Annotated in this window: 21 protein-coding genes; 9 read left to right on the plus strand and 12 right to left on the minus strand. The window is 71.2% G+C overall.

What is annotated here, in order from left to right:
• Window positions 1–43 precede the first annotated feature (43 nt).
• Both ACIQID_RS15950 and ACIQID_RS15955 read right to left on the minus strand, forming a co-directional pair.
• Window positions 44–943, minus strand: coding sequence for an SDR family oxidoreductase (locus tag ACIQID_RS15950; RefSeq protein WP_400286903.1), 900 nt, complete (start codon window positions 941–943; stop codon window positions 44–46).
• Window positions 944–1,055: 112 nt separating this feature from the next.
• Window positions 1,056–1,394 carry an ATP-dependent DNA ligase gene (locus tag ACIQID_RS15955; protein ID WP_312675734.1) on the minus strand — a complete coding sequence of 113 codons (339 nt, stop codon included), beginning with the start codon at window positions 1,392–1,394 and terminating at the stop codon, window positions 1,056–1,058.
• Between the two features lie 198 nt (window positions 1,395–1,592).
• Between ACIQID_RS15955 and ACIQID_RS15960 the strand changes: the two genes are divergently transcribed.
• Window positions 1,593–2,126 (plus strand): FHA domain-containing protein, encoded by a 534-nt coding sequence (locus ACIQID_RS15960; protein WP_400286907.1) that lies wholly within the window; start codon window positions 1,593–1,595, stop codon window positions 2,124–2,126.
• Here the strand turns inward: ACIQID_RS15960 and ACIQID_RS15965 are convergent.
• Entirely contained in the window at window positions 2,102–2,779 is a 678-nt protein-coding gene (locus tag ACIQID_RS15965; protein WP_400287140.1) for a DUF6766 family protein, read from the minus strand. The two genes, ACIQID_RS15960 and ACIQID_RS15965, sit on opposite strands and share 25 nt — an antisense overlap.
• Window positions 2,780–3,045: 266 nt before the next feature.
• Here ACIQID_RS15965 and ACIQID_RS15970 point away from each other — a divergent pair, with 266 nt between their 5' ends.
• Window positions 3,046–3,555, plus strand: coding sequence for a CinA family protein (locus ACIQID_RS15970; protein ID WP_312675737.1), 510 nt, complete (start codon window positions 3,046–3,048; stop codon window positions 3,553–3,555).
• A gap of 3 nt (window positions 3,556–3,558) precedes the next feature.
• Here ACIQID_RS15970 and ACIQID_RS15975 read toward each other — a convergent pair whose 3' ends face one another.
• The 6 genes from ACIQID_RS15975 to phnD are packed head-to-tail and all read right to left on the minus strand — an operon-like array spanning window position 3,559 to window position 10,063.
• Entirely contained in the window at window positions 3,559–4,647 is a 1,089-nt protein-coding gene (locus ACIQID_RS15975; RefSeq protein ID WP_400286911.1) for an alcohol dehydrogenase catalytic domain-containing protein, read from the minus strand.
• 9 nt (window positions 4,648–4,656) lie between these two features.
• A complete protein-coding gene (locus ACIQID_RS15980) occupies window positions 4,657–5,364 on the minus strand; it encodes an HAD family hydrolase (protein WP_400286914.1) in 708 nt (235 codons plus the stop codon).
• Window positions 5,361–6,500, minus strand: coding sequence for a TIGR03364 family FAD-dependent oxidoreductase (locus ACIQID_RS15985; RefSeq protein ID WP_400286917.1), 1,140 nt, complete (start codon window positions 6,498–6,500; stop codon window positions 5,361–5,363). The genes ACIQID_RS15980 and ACIQID_RS15985 overlap by 4 nt, the downstream gene beginning before the upstream one ends.
• Entirely contained in the window at window positions 6,497–8,287 is a 1,791-nt protein-coding gene (gene phnE / locus ACIQID_RS15990; RefSeq protein ID WP_400286920.1) for a phosphonate ABC transporter, permease protein PhnE, read from the minus strand. Before phnE ends, ACIQID_RS15985 begins: the two co-directional genes overlap by 4 nt.
• The gene (gene phnC / locus ACIQID_RS15995; protein WP_331202091.1) at window positions 8,284–9,111 is read right to left on the minus strand and encodes a phosphonate ABC transporter ATP-binding protein; all 828 of its coding nucleotides are present in this window, start codon (window positions 9,109–9,111) and stop codon (window positions 8,284–8,286) included. Before phnC ends, phnE begins: the two co-directional genes overlap by 4 nt.
• A 28-nt stretch (window positions 9,112–9,139) precedes the next feature.
• Entirely contained in the window at window positions 9,140–10,063 is a 924-nt protein-coding gene (phnD, locus tag ACIQID_RS16000) for a phosphate/phosphite/phosphonate ABC transporter substrate-binding protein (RefSeq protein WP_312675746.1), read from the minus strand.
• Window positions 10,064–10,233: 170 nt separating this feature from the next.
• Here phnD and ACIQID_RS16005 point away from each other — a divergent pair, with 170 nt between their 5' ends.
• On the plus strand, window positions 10,234–10,977 hold the full coding sequence (locus ACIQID_RS16005) for a GntR family transcriptional regulator (protein ID WP_331202092.1): 744 nt from the start codon (window positions 10,234–10,236) through the stop codon (window positions 10,975–10,977).
• Between the two features lie 215 nt (window positions 10,978–11,192).
• Here ACIQID_RS16005 and ACIQID_RS16010 read toward each other — a convergent pair whose 3' ends face one another.
• On the minus strand, window positions 11,193–12,227 hold the full coding sequence (locus ACIQID_RS16010; protein ID WP_400286925.1) for a sensor histidine kinase: 1,035 nt from the start codon (window positions 12,225–12,227) through the stop codon (window positions 11,193–11,195).
• Between the two features lie 334 nt (window positions 12,228–12,561).
• Between ACIQID_RS16010 and ACIQID_RS16015 the strand changes: the two genes are divergently transcribed.
• Window positions 12,562–13,215, plus strand: coding sequence for a response regulator transcription factor (locus ACIQID_RS16015; protein ID WP_231729504.1), 654 nt, complete (start codon window positions 12,562–12,564; stop codon window positions 13,213–13,215).
• 9 nt (window positions 13,216–13,224) lie between these two features.
• Here ACIQID_RS16015 and ACIQID_RS16020 read toward each other — a convergent pair whose 3' ends face one another.
• Window positions 13,225–14,088, minus strand: a complete 864-nt coding sequence (locus ACIQID_RS16020) for an EamA family transporter (protein WP_400286930.1) — start codon at window positions 14,086–14,088, stop codon at window positions 13,225–13,227.
• 227 nt (window positions 14,089–14,315) lie between these two features.
• On the opposite strand from ACIQID_RS16020, the gene ACIQID_RS16025 reads away from it, so the two are divergent.
• The 3 genes from ACIQID_RS16025 to ACIQID_RS16035 all read left to right on the plus strand — a co-directional run bounded on the left by ACIQID_RS16025 (window position 14,316) and on the right by ACIQID_RS16035 (window position 17,718).
• Window positions 14,316–15,599 (plus strand): M18 family aminopeptidase, encoded by a 1,284-nt coding sequence (locus ACIQID_RS16025; RefSeq protein ID WP_400286933.1) that lies wholly within the window; start codon window positions 14,316–14,318, stop codon window positions 15,597–15,599.
• A 44-nt stretch (window positions 15,600–15,643) separates the two neighbouring features.
• Complete coding sequence (locus ACIQID_RS16030) at window positions 15,644–17,083, plus strand: purine-cytosine permease family protein (RefSeq protein ID WP_400286936.1); 1,440 nt, start codon at window positions 15,644–15,646, stop codon at window positions 17,081–17,083.
• 107 nt (window positions 17,084–17,190) lie between these two features.
• Window positions 17,191–17,718 (plus strand): cysteine hydrolase family protein, encoded by a 528-nt coding sequence (locus tag ACIQID_RS16035; RefSeq protein ID WP_400287142.1) that lies wholly within the window; start codon window positions 17,191–17,193, stop codon window positions 17,716–17,718.
• Window positions 17,719–17,879: 161 nt separating this feature from the next.
• Here ACIQID_RS16035 and ACIQID_RS16040 read toward each other — a convergent pair whose 3' ends face one another.
• Entirely contained in the window at window positions 17,880–18,590 is a 711-nt protein-coding gene (locus ACIQID_RS16040; RefSeq protein WP_400286939.1) for an MBL fold metallo-hydrolase, read from the minus strand.
• Window positions 18,591–18,668: 78 nt separating this feature from the next.
• Here ACIQID_RS16040 and ACIQID_RS16045 point away from each other — a divergent pair, with 78 nt between their 5' ends.
• On the plus strand, window positions 18,669–19,193 hold the full coding sequence (locus tag ACIQID_RS16045) for a TetR/AcrR family transcriptional regulator (RefSeq protein WP_400286942.1): 525 nt from the start codon (window positions 18,669–18,671) through the stop codon (window positions 19,191–19,193).
• Between the two features lie 51 nt (window positions 19,194–19,244).
• Window positions 19,245–20,297 (plus strand): alpha/beta hydrolase, encoded by a 1,053-nt coding sequence (locus tag ACIQID_RS16050; RefSeq protein WP_400286945.1) that lies wholly within the window; start codon window positions 19,245–19,247, stop codon window positions 20,295–20,297.
• Window positions 20,298–20,367 lie beyond the last annotated feature (70 nt).

The raw sequence follows: 20,367 nt of genomic DNA on the forward strand, positions 1-20,367 counted from the left end.
GCGGGGCCCTGCCTCCCCGCCGCCTGCGCCGTTCGCGCACGGATCAGAGCGGCTTGCCCCCCGTCACCGCGAGCACCGCGCCGGATACGTACGACGACTCCGCCGAGGCGAGGTACACGTACGCGCCGGCGAGTTCTGCGGGCTGCCCCGCGCGTCCGAGCGGGGTGTCCTGACCGAACGTCTCCAGGCGCTCCGGCCCCCATCCGGTCGCGGGGATCAGCGGCGTCCAGATCGGACCCGGCGCGACGGCGTTGACGCGCACGCCGCGCGGCCCGGCCTCCTCCGCGAGCGCCTTGACGAACGCGACCTGCGCCGCCTTCGTCATGGCGTAGTCGATGAGCCCCGGTGACGGCTGCGCCGACTGCACCGACGAGGTCACGATGATGCTGGATCCGGGCTCGAGGTCGGGGAAGGCGGCACGGGCCGAGAACACGAGGCCGGCGAGGTTCGTGTCGAACACGCGGCGCATCTTCTCGGTGTCGAGGTTCTCGAACCCGTCGATGTCGTGCTGGTAGGCCGCGTTGAGGACGAGCACATCGAGGCCGCCGAGCTCGCGGCGCGCGCGGTGCACGGCGTCGGTCGCGAAGGCCTCTTCGCGGACGTCGCCGGGGATGCTGACGCCGGTGCGACCGGCTTCGCGGACGAGCGCGAGCGTCTCCTCCGCGTCCGCCTGCTCCTCGGGCATGTGCACGATGGCCACGTCGGCGCCCTCGCGGGCGAACGCGATGGCGACCGCCCGTCCGATGCCGGAGTCGCCGCCGGTGATGAGAGCACGCCGCCCCTCGAGCCGCCCGTGGCCGACGTAGGACTGCTCGCCGTGGTCCGGCTCCGGGGTCGTCTTCTCGGTCAAGCCCGGCTGGTCCTGGCTCTGCGCCGGGAAGCCGTCCTCACGATGTGCGCTTCGGGGGTCGGTGAGGCCGCCGTCGCGGGTGGTGTCGGTCATGTCCGCTCCTCCTGTCATGGGGCTGTCGATCGGGTCGTGATCGAGCCTCGCGGCTTCGGAGGGCGGACGGCAGGGGGTTGACAGCCCGGGGCGGTCTCCGCGAAAGCAGGTATCAGCCGGCGGAGGAGGCGTCGCCGTGCGGGGGCTCGGCGCCCTCGGCGGGCTCGGGGACGAGATAGAGCCCGCTGGGGGAGTTCGCGGTGAAGGCGAGCGCTTCGACCCAGGCCCGGTTGACGGCGGGCTGGCGGCTGCCGAAGTACTTGAAGACGAGCGAGCTGCCCGGCTGGATCCAGACGGTGGTCCGGCCGCCGCCGACGCTGGCGTCCTCGCGCCAGCTGAACGGGAACGGCTCGCCGCGACGCAGCTTGGCCGTGATGACGAGCTGCAGGTGCGTGAGCGCCCGGTCCTCGATCTCGGTCTTCACGCTGCCTTCGTAGATGAACTTGCCCATCGGGTGATGCTCCTCGGTCGGGTGGTCCTCAGCCCGGCGGACACTGCCGGGATCGGCCTATGGGTAGAGGGTAAGCCCTCGGACGGGGCGCACGGCAAATCAGCCGGCAAGGGAGGCGCGGATGCCGAAGTCAAGGCCCTGCGCACGATCCGCGCGGCGATTAGCCTCGAATCATCGACACCCGAGGAGGGCACCGCCATGACTGACCGCCACATCGACGACCGCCCCGAGGAGGGCTACACGCCCGGCACCACCCACGCCGAGCGCGGCGCGGGCAACCCGCGACTGCGCGTGCGGCGCGACGACGAGCGCACGGAGTTCGCGCTCGACGTGGAAGAGGTCCGCATCGGCTCCGCCGCGGGCAACGAGCTGCGCCTGGCCGACACCGAGCCCGTCCATGCGACGGTCGTGCACGACGACCGCGACGAGTACGTCGTGACCCTGCACGCCGACGGCGAGATGAACTCCAACCCCGACGCCGACGCGACCCACCCCGGCGAGCGCACGGAGACGCTGCGTACCGGATCGCGCTTCACGGTGGGCCCGTGGGAGCTGGTCTTCGCCCGCGAGGAGTTCGCCGACCACGGCCGTCCCTTCGGCGGACGCCAGGGCGGCGAGTACTCCGACCAGCCGCTGCAGGAGGTGCGTCCGGGCTACGACGCCGACGACGAGCGGCTCTCGCAGGCCGACGTCAACGACGAGCTGTCTCAGTCGGACTCCAAGGCCGACTGATGGTGCGGGGTGCCGACGGGCTTCGACTCCGCTGACCCCCGCTGCCGCAGGTAGATCGCGAACGCGACCATCGTCCCGACCGCGAGGAACTCGGACTGCCAGTTCTGCAGCGTGCGGTCCCAGAAGTCGGAGCTGGTCACGTAGTCGCCCCAGGTGATCGCGGCGAGGCCGTGCATCGCGTTCTCCTCGTTCATGACGACCGTCCCGGCGAGCGACTGCGCGAACCAGGACAGCACGAACACCGCCCCCATCACGAGCAGCAGCGAGTTGCCGAACACCGCCGCTCGCCATCCGCCCGCCCGGGCCCACCGCGGAGAGTCCGGGCGGGCGTGCGCGCCGACGAGCTGATCCGCATCGCTGCCCGGCCCCTCGTCGCCGGGCTTCTTCGACTCCGGCGAGCCCTTCTGCACGAACCAGATCGTCGCGGCGATGAAGAGGAAGAACTGCAGGAACTCCGACTGCCAGTTCTCGGCGACGTCCACGGCGAAGTCCGACGACCAGAGGAAGTCGCCGAAGCCGATCGTGGGCTGCCCATGATCGAGGAGCTCGTCGTTGTTGCGGAGGTAGCCGGCGACGGCCTGGCCTGCCAGCGCGAGCGCGAAGAGCGCGAGGAAGAAGAGACTGAGAGCGTGGTCCTTGATCCGCGAGCCCATCGTCATCGCCCTCCGAGCGGGAGGCCGATCATCACGGCGAGACCGACGCCGATGATCCCCGCCCAGATCCAGAAGACCGCCCGCATTCCCGCGGTGTCCCGCGCATCCTCCGCCATGTCCGCCTCCTTCGTCGGTGTGACTCCCTCGACGATGGCGCCCGGGACGACGGCCCTCCAGGGGCTTGACGCGGACGCCGTTGTCAATCCCCTGCGACAGGGCGCCGCGGGGTCCGTAGCGTAGGGGGAACCGACGAGAGGAGCGCCCCGATGACCGCACCGAACGAGACCCCCGACCTCGAACACCTGGGCGAGCTCGCCCGCAGTCGAGGTCTGCGCGTGAGCGTGGCGGAGTCGCTCACCTCCGGACGCCTCGCGAACACGATCGGTGCCGGCGAGGGCGCCTCGGGCTGGTTCGCCGGCGGCATCGTCGCGTACTTCACGGAGGTCAAGGAGAGGGTGCTGGGGCTCACCCCGGGCACCGACCCGACCTCCGCCGCCTGCGCGGAGCAGCTCGCCAGGGGGGCGCGGGAGCTCTTCGACGCCGACATCTGCGTCTCGACGACGGGCGTGGGCGGACCGGGTCCGGAGGGCGGCCACCCCGCGGGCACGGTGTACCTCGGCTGGGCGACCGCCGACGACGCCGGGCACCGGAGGCTGGCCCTGACCGGCGACCCGGACGAGATCCTGTCGGCGAGCGTCGACGCCGCGGTGCGACTGCTCGCCTTCCGCGCCGAAGGACTGCACGCCGCCGGTCCCCGGCGCACCGGGTCCGACTGAGGCTCAGCGCCCCGGCACCAGCCCGACCCGCAGCGGAGCGCCCGGCGCCGCGGCGTCCGTGAGGGCGGCGTCGATGTCGAGCAGCGGTCGCACGGCGCCCACGGCTTCGGCGAACGGATACGCGCGCCCCCGCCCCGCGAGGAACGACGCTGCCGCGGCGAGGTCGTCGGCGCCGTAGTTGTGCACCCCGGCCACCGTGACCAGCCGGCGGACGAGATCCTCCGCGTCCAGCGGAATCGGTGCCGCCGGGAACACGCTCCCGACGAGGACGACCGTGCCGCCGACGGCGACGCCGGCGAGGGCCTCCCCCACCGCATGCCCGGATGCCTCGATGACCACGTCCGGGTCACGGTCGAGCGCGGTGGCTCCGAAACGGGAGGCGAAGGCCCGGCGATCGTCGTCCGAGTCCCGGACCTCGACGACGGCGCCGTGCTCGGCCGCGATCGCCGCAGCGCTGATCCCCACCAATCCCGCGCCGTGGATGCGCACCGCGGCGCCGTCGAGATCGATGTCGCGAGCGGCCCTCGCCACGGCGGCCCACGCGGTCGCCGTCGCGCATCCGGCCGGAGCCAGCACCGCGGCCGGCAGCGCCTCCGGCACGCGCACGATCGCGGTACCTGCCCGCAGCTGCACGTGGCTGGCGAACGCCCCGGTCAGGTCGCCGTGGGCGCCGACGCGGTCGTGGCCGTACTTGCCGAGCTCGCGGCACTTCTGGGTGAGGCCCCGCCGACAGCGGTCGCAGGTGCCGCACGACACCGTGACCGACCACACCACGCGGTCGCCGATGCGCAGCGGGGTGCCGTCCACCGCCGCCGCCCCGTCGTCGCCCATCGCGATGACCCGTCCGACGCTCTCGTGCCCGAGGACGAGAGGCGCAGGTGCGGACCGGCGCCCCTGCACGGTGTGCACGTCCGATCCGCAGATCGTCGACATCTCCACGGCGACGAGCACGTCCCGGTCCGCGAGCGCGACCCCGGGGACCGCGATCGTCTCGTGCCGGTGGCCTTCGCCGATCCAGACCATCGCGGTGGCGGCGGGGCGCAGCGCGACGTCCCTCCGATGTCCGGGCGGGCGGATGAGCAGCGTTCCCATGTCAGCCCGTCAGACGGAGGCGACGGCAGGAAGGAGCTCGCGCTGCGCCAGCGCGGCTCGCAACGCCGTGACGTCGGAGAGCACGATGTGGGCCCCGGCTCCGCTCAGGGCCGCGCGGTCGTGCGCCCCGGTGAGCACGCCCGCGACGAAGCCGGCACCCGCACGGCGGCCCGACTCGACGTCGCTCACGGTGTCGCCGGCGACGGCCACGGCCTGCACCGCGGATGCTCCGCTGCGCAGAAGGGCGGTGAGGACGAGGTCGGGCGCAGGGCGTCCGCGGCCGGCATCGATCGGAGAGAGCGCGAGGTCGACGAGTCCTCCCCACCCGAGGCCGTCGAGGATCGCCTGTCGCGTGACCGGTGCGAAGCCGGTGGTCAGGACGACGGTGAGCCCGGCGTCCTTCAGGCCCTGGATCGCGTCCGCCGCTCCGGGGATCTCCGCGACGCCGTCCTCGGCGACGATCTCGGCGTACGCGTCCTCGAACGCCGCCGTGGCCTGCCGCGCCGCGCTCGCATCGCCGCCGGCGAGGTGGAGGAAGACGTCGAACTTGGACTGCCCCATCGTCTCCCGGACGTAGCCGAGGGCGTGCTCCCAGGGCAGCCGCGCGGCGACGCCGGTGCGCTCGGCGGCCCGTTGGAACGCCTGCTCCACCACGCCGTCGTCCACGACGGTGGTGCCGGCCATGTCGAGGACGACGAGTTCGATCGGAGTGGTCATGGTGTTCCTTCCAGAGCAGGGGTGCCGCCGAGGGCGGCGGTGAGGTGCAGGTCGGCGAGGCCGAGGCCGCAGGTCATGCCGATGCCGGTGGTCGCGGCGAGCACGAGGGCACCGTCGTCTCCGCGGTCGACGAGGAACTCGCCGGGCGCTTTCGCGTAGACGCCCTGCCAGCGCTCGATGACCCGCGGCGCCGCCCCGTCGAACAGGGCCTCGGCCTCGCTCAGGAACGCGGTGAAGGCGGCCTCCGGCTGGAACGGCGAGGGGGCGGCGTCGGTGGCATGCGAGTCGCCGAGGATGAGCGTGCCGTCCGGCAGCTGCGTGTACATCTGGTTGAGGTCGAGGGCGGCGAGGTCGGGCCGCTCGGCGTGCAGGCGCTCGCGGAGGGTGCGGGCCTCGGGGCTGTCGGCGAACCGCCCGTACCGGATGAGGGACCAGCCGGTCAGCAGGGGCGCGGTCAACGGTCGCGGGAAGGAGACGGCCGCCCGCATCATGTCCAGCGCACAGCGCACCACGCCGTGCCGTTCCGCGACCTCAGGCAGGAGCTGGTCGATGTCGTGGTTGACGGCCACGACCACCGCCCCGGTGTCGATCGCCCCGCGCGTGGTCTCCACCCGGCCGGGGCCGAGGGCCGTCACCGCGGTGCGGAAGCGGAACTCGACGCCCTGTGCCGTCAGGTAGCGCACGATCGCGGTCGCCGCCGTGCGCGGATCCGTCTGCAGATCGGCCTCGATGAGGGCGCCGCCGACGAGCCCGTCCCGGCGCAGCGGGGCACGGCGCAGGAGCTCGGCGGCCTCCAGCATCCGGATGCCGCCGTCCTGCGCCGCCGCGGAGAGCACGGCGAGCTCGTCCTCGTGGCGGGCGGCCACGAGCGTGCCCGACTCGCGGAGCCAGAACCCCGCGTCCCTGGCGAGCTGCAGCCAAAGCTCACGGGAGGCGTCGGCGTACCGCCGTGCCGCTCCGCCCTGGGCGCCGATGCAGAGGTGGCCGAAGTTGCGGATCGTGGCGCCGGTCGGAGCCGCGCCGCGCTCGACGACGACGACCCGGAGCCCGCGGCGCACGCCGGCGAAGGCGGCGCCGAGACCGACGATGCCGGCCCCCACCACGACGACGTCGGGATTCTGGTCCGCCCCGATCATCGGAACACCTTCCTCATCCACATCGCGAGCCCCTCGACGGCGAGCACGGTCACGAGGATCATCAGGACGATCGCGGTCACGGTCTCGTAGCGCGAACCCTGGCTGGCGTTCAGCAGGTAGTAGCCGACACCGCCGCCGCCGACGATGCCGAGGATCGTGGCCGCGCGGATGTTGGTGTCGAGCATGTAGAAGCTGTGCCCGATGAGGGCTCGGGTGCCCTGGGTCAGCGTGGCCGACGTGTACGTCTGCATCCGCGTGGCGCCCACCGCCCGCAGGGCGCGCTCGGGCCCGCGGTCGACCTCCTCGAAGGAGTCGGCGATGAGCTTGCCGAGCAGTCCGACCCCGCCGATCGCGAGCGCGATGACGCCGGCCTGCGCGCCGAGACCCGTGATGACGACGAGGACGATGGCGAGGATCAGCTCGGGGATGCCGCGGATGCCGACGAGCAGCAGACGGGCGGTGCCGCGCCCTGCGGCGTGCGGGGCCACGTTGCGCGCGGCGAACGAGCCGAGCAGCAGCGAGGGCAGGAGGGTGAGGACGGTCGCGGCGAGCGCGATGGCGACGGTCTCCCGCATGGCCTCCAGCATCGCGACCGTGTCGTAGCTGCCGAACGACGGCGGCCAGAAGCGGGCGGCGACGTCGGGCAGCTTCGCCCAGAAGGTGAACAGGTCGGACCAGGTGATCTGGCTCACGACGACGCTGCCGACCACGACGAGGACCGCGACGATCCCGGCGGCGGTGTGGCGCACCCGCTGGGCGGTCCACGGACGGCGCACCGCGGTCTCCGGGCTCGCCGCCCACTCCGGGCGGCCCTCGGCGGGTGCGTGCGACCGCCGGCGCAGGCGCGGGTGCACGATGCGGTCCATCCACGACCGGGTGTGCTTCTGCTCGCCGAGCATCGCGCCGCGCACCGTGCTCGAGACGATCTCCATCACGATGCAGAGCACGAAGATGACGAGCGCGATCCCGAGACCCTTGCCGTAGTTCAGCGCCTTGAACGCATACGACATCTCGAGCCCGAGGCCGGCGACGCCCACATAGCCGAGCACGACGCTCCCGCGCAGGTTGATGTCGTTGCGGTGCAGCACGGTGGCCACCCAGCTCGGCAGCACCTGCGGGAGGATGCCCGCGGTGAACTCCTGGAGCTTCGAGCCACCGGCGGCGCGGATCGCGAGACGCGGCCCTTCGTCGATCTGCTCGATGGCATCCGCGAACATCTTGGAGATCATCCCGATCGAGTGGATGCCGATGGCGAGGATGCCCGGCAGCGTGCCGAGCGAGAACATGAGCACGAACGCCATGGCCAGCACGACGTCCGGCAGGGCGCGGGTGAGGACGCCGAAGAACCGGACGGCCGCGCGCCACCCGGCACCCGGGGTGGTGTTGGCGGCGGCGAGGAAGGCGAGGGGCACGGAGAGCACGGCCGCCAGCAGCGTGCCGACGAGCACGAGGCCCACGGTCAGGGCGATGAGCCAGGCGAGGTCGGCCGGTGAGGGGAAGGAGAGTCCGCCGACCCGCGCGAGGAAGTTCTCCGCGTTGCCCCAGCTCTGCACCATCGCGGGGATCGAGATGCCGACGTCGCGCACCGCCAGGATGCCGAGCACGACGAGGACGACGAGCGTGAGCCCGGCGGCGATGCGCTCGGCCGAGAGCGGCCGCTTCGGCGCCCGCTCCGCAACGCTCCCCCCTCCGTGGGTCGCCGAGCCCCCTCCGTGGGTCGCTGAGCCCCCTCCGTGGGTCGCTGAGCCTGTCGAAGCGCCCCGTGTCGAGGCCTCCACCGCCGTCATGACGCCGCCACCGTGGTCACGGCGTCGACGAGCTCCACCTGCACGGCGCGGATCTCGGCCGTGGTCGTCGCGACGCGGCCGTAGATCTCCATCACCTCGGCCTTGGTGAGTCCGTCCGTCGGGGTGTCCAGGACCACTTCGCCGTGCCGGAGCCCGACGATCCGGTCGGCCCAGCTGATCGCGAGGTCGACCTGGTGCAGGCTGCACACCACGGTGAGACCTTCGTCGGCGGCGATCTCGCGGATGAGGGCCATCACCTGCTCGCTCGACTCCGGGTCGAGGGAGGCGACGGGCTCGTCGGCCAGGAGGATCGCCGGCTTCTGCATCAGCGCCCTGGCGATGGCCACCCGCTGCTGCTGGCCGCCGGACAGCGTGTCGCTGCGCTGGTAGGCGCGGTCGAGCAGACCGACGCGGTCGAGGTGCTCGAGGGCGGTCAGCCTGGCGGCGCGGGGGTAGCTCCACAGCCCGAGCCGCGGGCCGCGCATCCGCGAGAGCGCCCCGGTCAGCACGTTCTCCAGAACGGTCAGCGAAGGCACGAGCTCGAACTGCTGGAAGATGAAGCCCACGCTGCTGCGAAGCTGTCGCAGCGCCCGGCCCTTCATCGAGGGCACGGACGCGCCGAGCACCTCGACGGACCCGGAGCTGGGCAGCTCCAGGCCGTCGAGATGCCGCAGCAGCGTGGACTTGCCGGAACCGGAGAGCCCGAGCAGCACGACGATCTCTCCCTGCGCCACCTCGAGCGTGACGTCCTTGAGGGCGGTGGTGCTGCCGAAGGTCTTCGTGACGCCGGCGAGGCGGATGAGGGTGTCGGATGCCGCGATCATGGCTTCTCCTGTCGTCAGGCGCGGGGCGTCAGCCCTGGCACTGCTCGGCTTCGGTCTCGGCGCAGATGTCGCGGATGAGGTCGTAGTAGGCGTCGTCCACCGGCTTGGTGGCGAAGAACACGCTGCGGAACGCGTCGGAGTCCGCGCTGTCGATGCCCGCCGCGATGATGTCGTCGACGGTGACCTCGCCGAGGGCGTCGACGAGCTGCTGAGCCACGTCGTCCGGCAGGGACGAGGAGTAGACGAGCGGAGCGCCCGGGACCATCGTCTCGGCGATGACCTTCACCTTGTCGGACTTCTCGACCTCGGAGTCCTCGGCGAAGCCGGCCTCGCACTCGACGCCCTCGCCGACCTTCTGCACGCTCACGTCGTGCTTGCCCGCGAACACGGGCGTGATGTCGGTCTTCGGGTCGACGCCCGCCTCGAGGAGGTTGTACGACGGGAAGAGGTAGCCGGAGGTGGACGAGGGGTCCACGAAGCAGACCTTCTTGCCCGCGAAGTCCTCGAGGCTGGAGATGTCGCTGTCCGCCGGCACGATCGCCTGCGAGTAGTAGCCGGGCTCCTGGCCCTCGGCGGTCACGATGGAGGAGATCGGGGTGAGCTTCGCGCCGTTGTTCGTCGCGGTGACGTAGGTGAACCCCGAGAACGAGGCGACGTCGACCTTGCCGGCGACGGCGGCCTCGATGAGCGCGGCGTAGTCGGTCGACTCGTGGTACTCGACGGTCTTGCCGGTGACCTCGGCGATGTAGTCCATGAGCGGCTGGTAGTTCGTCTCGGTGTCCACCGAGTCGGGGACGACGCCGAAGACGAGGGTGTTCTCGTCGACGGCGAATCCACCGGCGGACTGTGCGTCGCCGGGGGCGTCGGTGGCATCGGCCGATCCGGAGCAGGCGGCGAGGCCGAACGCGAGGATCGCAGCGCCGGCGAGGGCGGGGAGAGCGCGGAGCTTCATGAGGACCTTTCAGGGTGGGAGGAGTGATCCAGGGACGACTCTCCCAGCCGTCAGGCCGACATGTATACCTATCTCGGAAGTGTTCAAGCGGCGTTCACCCGCGATTCTTCTGGATGAACACGGCGGCAACACCCTCATCCCGATGGCGACGAACCAAGTAATGTACCTATGTGGCCGAAGTTGTGTACACGCAGATCGCCGATGAGCTCCGCGCACGGATCGCCGACGGCACGCTTCGGCCCGGGGACGATGTCCCCACGGAGGCGGAGCTCGCGGAGCGGTGGCACACGTCGCGCGGACCGATCCGCAACGCGCTGGCGGCGCTCCGCGCGGAGGGGCTGATCGAGACCGGCCGGGGGCGCCCCGCCCGCGTGGTGGCGCGCAAGGCGAATCAGGCAGTCGACGTCTCGGTTCCGTTCACCCGGTGGGCGCGGGACCTCGGCGTCACTCCGGGCGCGCAGACGCAGGAGCTGAGCCTGCGCCGCGCGGGCGACCTCGGACCGGCACTCGGCGTCGGACCCGACGACACGATCGTGAGCGTGGTGCGACTGCGGCTGCTGGACGGGCGGCCGACCATGCTGGAGCGCCTGGCCTACACGGAGGACGTGGGCCGTCGGCTGTTCGACGTCGACCTCGACGCGGTCTCGATCACCGAGCACCTCGCGGCGGTCGGGCACCCGATCGTGACGCTGCAGCACGTGATCGATGCCGTGGCCGCCGATGATCAGGACTCGGCGCTCCTGCGCGTGCCTCGAGGAACGCCCATCCTGCGGCTGACGCGGACGTCCAGGGACGCGGACGGGCGCATCTTCGAGGCGTCGGAGGACCGCTACCTCAGCGAGGTGGTGCGCTTCACGGTGGCGGCGTCCGGGATATCGACGGACGGGCACTTCATGAGAGCGGTGGGCGGCTGAGGCCCGGAGACAGATTCGCGACCGCGGGCGCGGGAGTCTAAGAAGCCAGAAAGATCGCGCCCGCGATCGCAGCGCTGGGGACGCTTTATCTGGGGAGCCTTCAGGATATGTCGGCGTCGTGAAGCCGATGAAGTACCGAATGTCGAGACACTCGTAGACTTTCGTCTACGGCCTCGAGCCCGGGATCGCAGGCGTCGTCTCAGGATACGCGGGGGTCACACCACCGGCAACACGGCGGAGACGAGCCAGTGCCCGTCCACCTCCCCGGCGCTGAAGTCGCCGCTGGCGCCCATGACGCGTTCGGCCATCCGCCCGAGCCCGGTCTGGCTGGACGAGAGCTCCCGACGCGGTGTTGTGGGCAGCGGACTCCGCAGCGACAGATGCGCCTTGTCGTCGTCCACGGCGAGACGGATCTCGACGGGGCCGGGGCCGGCGTACTTCAGGACGTTCGTGGCCGACTCGCGCACGATGCGCGCGAGCACGATCTCCACGGCGCGCGGGATCCGTTCGTCGCCGGGGTCTCCGTCGAGGATGACCTCGTGGCCGGCCGCTTCGAACTCGGCCTGCGCCTCCTCGACCGCTGCGACGAGGTCGCCGGTCGGCATGCCCGCGGCACGCGGACCATCGTCGGCGAGGTCGATCACGAAGCGGAGGTCCGTCATGGCCTTGCGGGCGGCGACGCGGATCGCCTCCCGGGAGCCATCGCTCGCGTCGGGGTCTTCGAGCATCTGCACGTGCAACGACACCACGGTGAGGTGGTGGGCGATGCTGTCGTGCAGCTCGCCGGCGATCCATCGTCGCTCGGCGAGGACGGCTTCCCGTTCCTGCTCGGCCGCAGCCTCCAGCTCGTGCTCGAGGCGACGTCCCCGCGCGAAAGCGAGGCGAAGCGCGAGCCCTACGGCACCGGCCGCGGTTGCGAAGATCAGATAGATGCCGACATTCACCGGCACTTCTGAGTCACCGTAGGCGATCACACCTGTCGCGACGAGAAATCCAGCCGTGTAGGAGAGGACGAGCGACGTCCATCCCAGCCGCATCACCAGGGCCGCCGCAAAAGCGGCGGTGATGAGCACCTGGGTCTCGGTTCCGGTGAGGAAGGAGAGTCCGAGGGCCACACCCATCGCACAGGTTGCGACGAGGGGGGACCAAAGAAAGAGGGCGAAGACTGCGGTCGAAGCGATGCTGACCGCAGAGGTAAGGGGATTGACGTTCGGATCGGTGATGAGTCCGCTCACGTCAACGGCGATCATGATGCAAATGATCGCGAGGATGACATAGCGCTCCACGCGGCTTAGCCGTTCCCCTCGACCGAGGCGGAAGATTTCGGGCGTCGCCCGTTTCGTCTGGTCGAAGGCCATGGTGCACTATCTCCTATTTGCCAGCTATTCTAGCGGTAGAGACCGAAGAGCTTGCCAACCTGCTGCCAGAAAGACATACCGTTCACCTCCTTGATGTGGTCGTTTGTCGATGTCTGTATTCATCTTCTCGGCGGCGCGCGGAGCGCACATCTGGCGTTCGTCCAGACCTCGATAGCCAAAGGTCTACATCCTCAGAGCGCCCGCTTCACGCCGTTAGGCTTCCTCCATGCAGGAAATCCGCGTCGTGATCGTCGATGACGATCCTCTGGTCCGCTCCGCGCTGTCGCACTTCGTGTCGCGCGCGCCCGAGATCACGGTCGTGGCGCAGGCGGAGGACGGTGTGGAGGCCCTCACGACGGTGGAGCGCGAGAAGCCGGACGTCGTGATGATGGACGTCCAGATGCCGGAGATGAACGGCATCGAGGCGACCGCGGCGATCGCCGAACGGTGGCCTGACGTGCGCATCCTCGCCGTGACCACGCTCGACGGGAGCGACACCGTGCTGCCGATGCTGAGCGCCGGCGCCTCCGGCTACCTGCTCAAGGACTCCAGCGCAGAGGAGATCGTCACGGGTGTGCGCGAGGTGTTCGCCGGAGCGAGCTCGCTGTCGCCCCGCATCGCGTCGATGCTCATCCGCCACGTACGCGACTCCACTCCCACCGCGGCCGCGGAGACCCTCGAACCGCTCACCGAGCGCGAGGAGGAAGTGCTGCAGTGCCTCGCGAAGGGCATGTCCAATGCCGAGATCGCCAAGGCGCTCATCGTCTCGGAGGGAACCGTGAAGGCCCACCTCGGTCGCATGATGTCGAAGTGGCACCTTCGGGACCGCGTGCAGATCCTCGTCACGGCCGCCCACGCCGGACTCGTCACCTTCCGCTGAGCCGCGGCCTCAGAGCGCGAGCAGCACGATCCCGACGAGGACGATCAGCGAGGCGCCGATCCGCCATCCCGGCCGGGACTCGCGCAGGACGAAGGCGCCGAACAGGCTCACGAGCACGACGCTGACCTCGCGGAGCGGCGCCACGAGCGCCACCGGAGCGATCTGGATGGCGGTCAGCACGAGGATGTAGGACAGCGGCGACAGGATGCCGAAGGCCAGGATGCGGCGCCATTGCGTGCGCCCCAGCGCTAGGACCGCACCCCATCGTCCGCGCACCGCGACGGAGTAGAACGGCACCTGCAGCAGCGTCGTCCCGACCATGAACGCCACGGGTGACAGCTCCCACGCGCGCACCGCGTGGGCGTCCCAGATCGTGTAGGCCGCGATCGCCACGCCGGTGAGGGCGCCGAACACCAGCCCGGGGTCGATGCGGCGCCCGCTGCCGGCCGGACGGCGGTCGACGAACCCGATCGCCACCACACCGACGATCACCGCCGCGACGCCGACGAGCGCCAGGGCCGAGGGGCGTTCGCCGAGCAGGAGCACGGCGACGATCACGGAGAGGAAGGGGCCGGTGCCGCGCGCCGTCGCGTAGACGGTCGACAGGCTGCCCTCCCGGTAACCGCGCTGCAGCACGGCCATGTAGGCGACGTGCAGGACCGCGGAGACGGAGACCCCGAGCGCGAACGAGCCGAGGTCGGCCGCACCGAGTCCGCCCGTGAACGGCACGGCGCCGATCCAGACGACCGTGCTGGCGACCGCACCCCACCACAGGAACGGCGAGCCGGCGCGACTGATGCCGTGCGCGATGACGTTCCAGGACGCGTGGGCGATCGCGGCGGCGAGGACGAGGACGAGAGCGACAGCGGACACGGCAGACCCTTCCCTCCGCCGCGGGCGCGACGAATCGGGTCCTCCGGGCTTTTGTCCTGTCAGATGACGGTCCCCCTGCGGAGGAGGACCGTGGCGCCGCTCGGACCAGACGGGTGCAGACCCCGGAACCCTAGGCGCTATCGCCACCACCCTATCCCCGACCGGGAAGGGTGCGGTGGCCGGGCGCGACTACGCTCGAAGGACACCCCGCGCAGGAAGGTCACGCCATGCCCGTCACCCCGGACGCCCTCGCCCACGCCGAGGACCTCGCCGACTTCGTCGCCGCTTCCCCGTCGAGCTACCACGCAGCCGCCGAGACGGCCCGCCGCCTGGAGGAGGCCGGCTTCACGCGGCTGCAGGAGGAGGACGCCTGGCCCGCGCAGCCCGGCGGCCGGTACCTCGTGGTCCGCGACGGCGCGACGATCGCGTGGGTGGTGCCGGAGGATGCGACCGCCACGACGCCCGTGCACGTGTTCGGGGCGCACACCGACTCCCCCGGCTTCAAGCTCAAGCCGCAGCCGACCACCGGAGCCCGCGGATGGCTGCAGGCCGCCGTCGAGGTGTACGGCGGTCCGCTGCTGAACTCCTGGCTCGACCGGGAGCTGCGCCTCGCCGGCCGGCTGGCCCTCGCCGACGGCCGGGTCGTCCTCGCCCACACCGGCCCGCTGCTGCGCCTCCCCCAGCTCGCCATCCACCTCGATCGCGGCGTCAACAACGGCCTCACGCTCGACAAGCAGACCGAGACGCAGCCGGTGTGGGGCCTGGGGGATCCGACCGAGGCCGATGTGCTGGGCGAGCTCGCCGCTTCCGCCGGAGTGGCCGTCGCGGACATCCGCGGGTACGACGTCGTCGTCGCCGATGCCGCGCGGGGTGCGGTGTTCGGCAAGGACGACGCGTTCTTCGCCTCCGGCCGGCTCGACGACCTCGCCTCGGTGCACGCGGGCGTCGTGGCCCTTGCGGCACACGAACCCGCCGCGGACGCGCCCGTCGCGATCCTCGCCGCGTTCGATCACGAAGAGCTCGGCTCCGAGTCGCGCTCCGGTGCCGCAGGCCCCTTCCTCGAGGACGTGCTGGAGCGGCTCTACGCGGGGCTCGGCGCCGACGGCTCCGCCCGCCGCCAGGCGTACGCGTCGTCGTGGTGCCTGTCCAGCGACGTGGGGCACTCCGTCCACCCGAACTACATCGGCCGGCACGACCCCGTCGTGCAGCCCGTGCTCGGCTCCGGACCCATCCTCAAGCTCAACGCCAACCAGCGCTACGCGACCGATGCGGTCGGCGCCGCGTCCTGGCGGAACTGGTGCGATCGGGCCGAGGTGGTGACGCAGGAGTTCGTCTCGAACAACAGCGTGCCGTGCGGCTCGACCATCGGCCCGATCACCGCGACCCGGCTCGGCATCCGCACGGTCGACGTGGGCATCCCGATCCTCTCGATGCACTCCGCCCGCGAGCTCGCCGGGGTCTCGGACCTGCACGACCTGACGCGCGTGGCCGGGGCCTTCTTCGCCGGCTGAATCGGGCCGCGCGGAGTGCGCCTCCGGAGTGTCAGGATGTGAGGATGACCGACATCAGGCCGGCTCTCATCGAGCGTGCAGGCATCGAGATCATCCCCGAGTCCGAGCGGACCGCCCAGCCCCGTGACCTGTTCTGGCCGTGGTTCGCGGCGAACGTCTCGGTGTTCGGGATGTCGTACGGCTCGTTCGTGCTCGGCTTCGGCATCTCGTTCTGGCAGGCGACGGTGGTGTCGGTCGTCGGCATCGTCGTGTCGTTCCTGCTGTGCGGCCTCATCGCGATCGCGGGCAAGCGGGGGTCGGCGCCGACGATGGTGCTCTCCCGGGCCGCCTTCGGGGTGCAGGGGCAGAAGGTGCCAGGGATCGTGTCCTGGCTGACGTCGATCGGGTGGGAGACGTTCCTCGCGATCATGGCGGTGCTCGCCACAGCGACCGTCATCACGCAGCTCGGCGGCGACGGCGACAGCCTGTGGCTGAAGATCCTCGCCACCGTGATCGTCGCGGCGCTGATCGTCGCCGCCTCCGTGCTCGGCTATCACACGATCATGCGGCTGCAGTCGGTGCTGACGTGGATCACCGGTGTCGTGACGATCGTCTACATCATCCTCGCCGCGCCCACCATCGACCTCGCCGCGGTGCTGGCCCGGCCGGACGGCGGCATCGGTCAGGTCGTCGGGGCGCTCGTGATGGTGATGACCGGATTCGGGCTGGGGTGGATCAACATCGCCGCGGACTGGTCGCGCTATCAGAAGCGCACCGCGTCGGACGGGGCGATCGTCGCCTGGAACACCATCGGCGGCTCGGTGGCACCGGTCATCCTCGTCGTCTTCGGTCTGCTCCTCGCCGGATCGGACGCCGAGCTCATGGACGCGATCGCCGCGGACCCGATCGGCGCGCTCGCGAGCATCCTGCCGGTGTGGGTCCTCGTGCCGTTCCTGTTCACGGCCGTGCTCGCGCTCGTCTCCGGCGCGGTGCTCGGCATCTACTCCTCCGGCCTGACCCTGCTCAGCCTCGGCATCCGCATCCCGCGGCCGTCCGCGGCGGCGATCGACGGCGCGATCCTCACCGCGGGGACCATCTTCGTGGTGTTCTTCGCGACCGACTTCCTCGGCCCGTTCCAGAGCTTCCTCATCACCCTCGGCGTGCCGCTGGCCTCGTGGGCCGGCATCCTCATCGCCGACATCCTTCGGCGGCGGAAGGACTACGACGAGGCGGCCCTGTTCGACAGCCGCGGCCGCTACGGCGCCTGGGACTGGACCTCGATCGGCACCATGGTCGTCGCGAGCGTGATCGGGTGGGGTCTCGTGCTCAACGGCTTCGCGGACGCCGCGCCGTGGAACAACTGGCAGGGATACCTCCTGTTCCTCGTCGGCGGGGCGGACGGAGACTGGGCGTACGCGAACCTCGGGGTGTTCGTCGCCCTCGTGCTCTCATTCCTCGTGACCTGGTTCGCCCGGGCCGGGAAGATCCGGCGGCAGGAGTCGTGAGCCCTTCGACAGGCTCAGGGACCCAGGAGGCGGCAGGCTCCGGGGCCCAGGAGGCGGCAGGATCCGGGTCCCTGGAGGCGGCGGGATCCGGGGCCGAGAGCTGGCTCGTGGTGGTCGACCCGCAGGTGATCTTCGCGTCGCCCGACTCCGCCTGGGGCTCGCCGTTCTTCGCCGACGCGATGACGAACATCCGGCGCCTCGCGGACGCCTTCGGCGAGCGCGTGCTCGTGACCCGGTGGCTTCCGACGGCTGACCGCTCCACCTCCTGGGGCGAGTACTTCGCGGCGTGGCCGTTCGCCGACCGGCCCGCCGACGACCCGTTGTTCGCGCTGGTCCCCGAGGCGGAAGGCCTGTCGCCTCATCCCACCGTGGACCTGCCGACGTTCGGCAAGTGGGGGCAGGAGCTGGAGGCCATCGTGGGGCGCGGTGGCCGGATCGTGCTCGCGGGTGTGTCCACGGACTGCTGCGTCGTGTCCACCGCTCTCGCCGCCGCGGACGCCGGGGCACGGGTGACGCTCGCCGCCGACGCCTGCGCCGGCTCCACGGCCGAGAACCACGCCGCCGCCGTGCAGGTCATGTCGCTGTATCCGCCCCAGATCACCGTGACCGACACCGCCACCCTCCTCTCCCCCTGACCCCCGCCCCCGCCCCGCCCGTGCGGGACGGAAATCGCACCTCCGCACACCGTTCCCCGCCCGTTTTCGATCCCGCGCGCGGGCGTGGCGTTCGGGCGGGACGGAAAGTGCACGTCGGCAGCCGCGGGGAGGGGCGTTGTTGAACCCGACAGGGGCGAGCGTCAGGCGTGGGCGCGGACCGCGGCGGCGATGTCGGCGGGAGTTCCGCGCCACGGAGCACCATGGCCGGGAAGGACCCACTCGGCGTCGAGCGCCGCGAGGCGGTCGAGCGAGGCCAGGGCTGTTGTGGGCTCGTCGGTGAACGGGGCGGGTTGCGCGCCCTCCTCCCCCGTGAGCACATGCCGCGTCGTCAGGGCGTCGCCGACGAACACCGCGCCGACCGCCGGGACGTGCACCGCGACGCTCCCCGGCGAGTGCCCCGGAAGACCCACGACGACCGGCGCCCCTGGGAGGTCGAGCACGTCACCGTCCGCGACCTCGGACACCTTGGTGACGTGGTGCGTGCGGAGCGCACTCTTGCGGAGGCCGTAGGCGAGGAAGCCGAGCATCGGACCGAGCCGGGCAGGGCCCATCGGGGTCTTCGGCTTCTCCCCGGTACGCACGCGGTGTGCATCGGCGCCGTGGATGAACACCGGGACGCCGGATTCGCGACGCAGTCGTTCCGCGAATCCGATGTGGTCGCTGTCGCCGTGGGTCAGCACGAGTCCGCGGATGTCGGACAGCGGGCGGCCGATCACCGCGAGCTCCCGCTGAAGGTCATGCCAGTGCCCGGGCAACCCGGCGTCGACGAGGGTGATGCCCTCGGGCAGGTCGATGAGGTACGAGGCGACGATGTCGTTGCCGAGGCGGTGGAGGTGCGGGGCGAGCTTCATGATGATCCTCTCGGGCGATTGCGATGGCTACGTTACGTAGCTATCATGGCTACTGTCAATAGCCATCGAGGAGGATCCATGCCCACCCCCGAACGCACGTCGCTCGATGCCATCGTCGCGGCCGGCCAGGAGATCATCGAGGCCGACGGCCCTGCGGGACTCACGATGCAGGCGGTCGCGGAGCGCGTGGGCGTGCGCGCGCCCTCCCTCTACAAGCGCGTGCGCGATCGTGAGGCCTTGCGTGTCGCGGTCGCCACGGCATCCGTCGTCGCCCTCGCGACCCGGCTCGAGGCGGCCCGCGACGACCTCTCCACCCTCGCCCGGACCTATCGCGCCTTCGCTCACGCGCACCCGGAGGGCTTCCGCCTCATGTTCAACGCGGCGGTCCCCCGCGAGACCCTGGAACGCTCCGCCGCCCCGGTCATCCGCGCCTGCGCCACCGCGGTCGGCGAGGCGGATGCTCTCGACGCCGCGCGTCTCTTCACCGCCTGGGCCACCGGATTCCTGCAGATGGAGCTGTCCGGGGCGTTCCGACTCGGCGGTGACGTCGACCGCGCCTTCGAGTACGGTCTCCGGCGTCTCCTCGCGAGCCTCGCCGGGTGAGGACGCCCGTCATTCCCGGTCCACGACGGCGGATGCTGGCACACTGAGGCCGTGGAAGACTCCCGCAGCACCGCCGGAACCGTGGCCGCGAAGACCGGCCGGACGCCCTGGCGTCGCACGAAGATCGCCGTGGGCGTCCTCGCCGCGGTCGCCGCCGTCGTCGCGATCGTCGGCGCGCTCACCCCGTGGCCCTCGGCGATGGTCATCCGCTCCGTGTTCACGAAGGGCGGCGACGAGACCGCGGCGGAGATGACGAAGCATGTCCCGGACACCGCGCTCGACGAACGCAAGGACGTCGCCTACGGGGATGCCGGCGCGGACACGACGATGGACGTCTTCCGTCCCGCCTCCGCCGGCGGCGCGCTGCCGACCGTGGTGTGGATCCACGGAGGCGCCTGGATCTCGGGCTCGAAGGACGACGTCGACCCCTACCTCCGCATCCTCGCCGCCGAGGGCTACACGACCATCGGCGTGAACTACACCCGCGGACCCGAGGGCGTGTATCCGCTCGCCGTCCACCAGCTCGACGAGGCCCTGGCGTACATCGACGCGCACGCGGCGGAGCTGGGCGTCGATCCGCGCCGCATCGTGCTGGCGGGAGACTCCGCCGGGGCCCAGCTCGCCAGCCAGATGGCGACGCTCATCACGAATCCGGACTACGCCGAGATCCTCGGCATCCGCCCGTCGATCCGCGCCGACCAGCTCGTCGCGACCGTGCTGAACTGCGGCGTCTACGACCTCGCCGCGCTGGCCGAGCTCGACGGGGTCCCGGGGTGGGGCTTCAAATCGGCGATGTGGGCCTACGCCGGGACGAAGACCTGGGCGGAGGACTCGACCGGTGCCACGATGTCGACCGTGGACTGGGTCACCGCCGACTTCCCCGCGACCTACATCTCGGGCGGCAACGGCGACGGGCTCACCTGGCTGCAGTCGATCCCGATGGCGAAACGGCTGCAGGAGCTCGGCGTCGAGGTGACTCCGGTGTTCTGGCCCGCGCCACACGAGCCCGCCCTCCCGCACGAGTACCAGTTCCACCTCGATCTGCCCGAGGCCCGGAAGGCGCTCGCGGACACCATCGCCTTCCTCGACGCACACACCCGCTGAACCGGCCTCTTTCGTGCGAGCCCGGTGCTCCGATCCGGACATAACATGTCTGTGACGACCGGCATGAAAG

The organism is Microbacterium sp. NPDC091676 (assembly GCF_044756645.1).
GTDB lineage: Bacteria > Actinomycetota > Actinomycetes > Actinomycetales > Microbacteriaceae > Microbacterium > Microbacterium paraoxydans_D.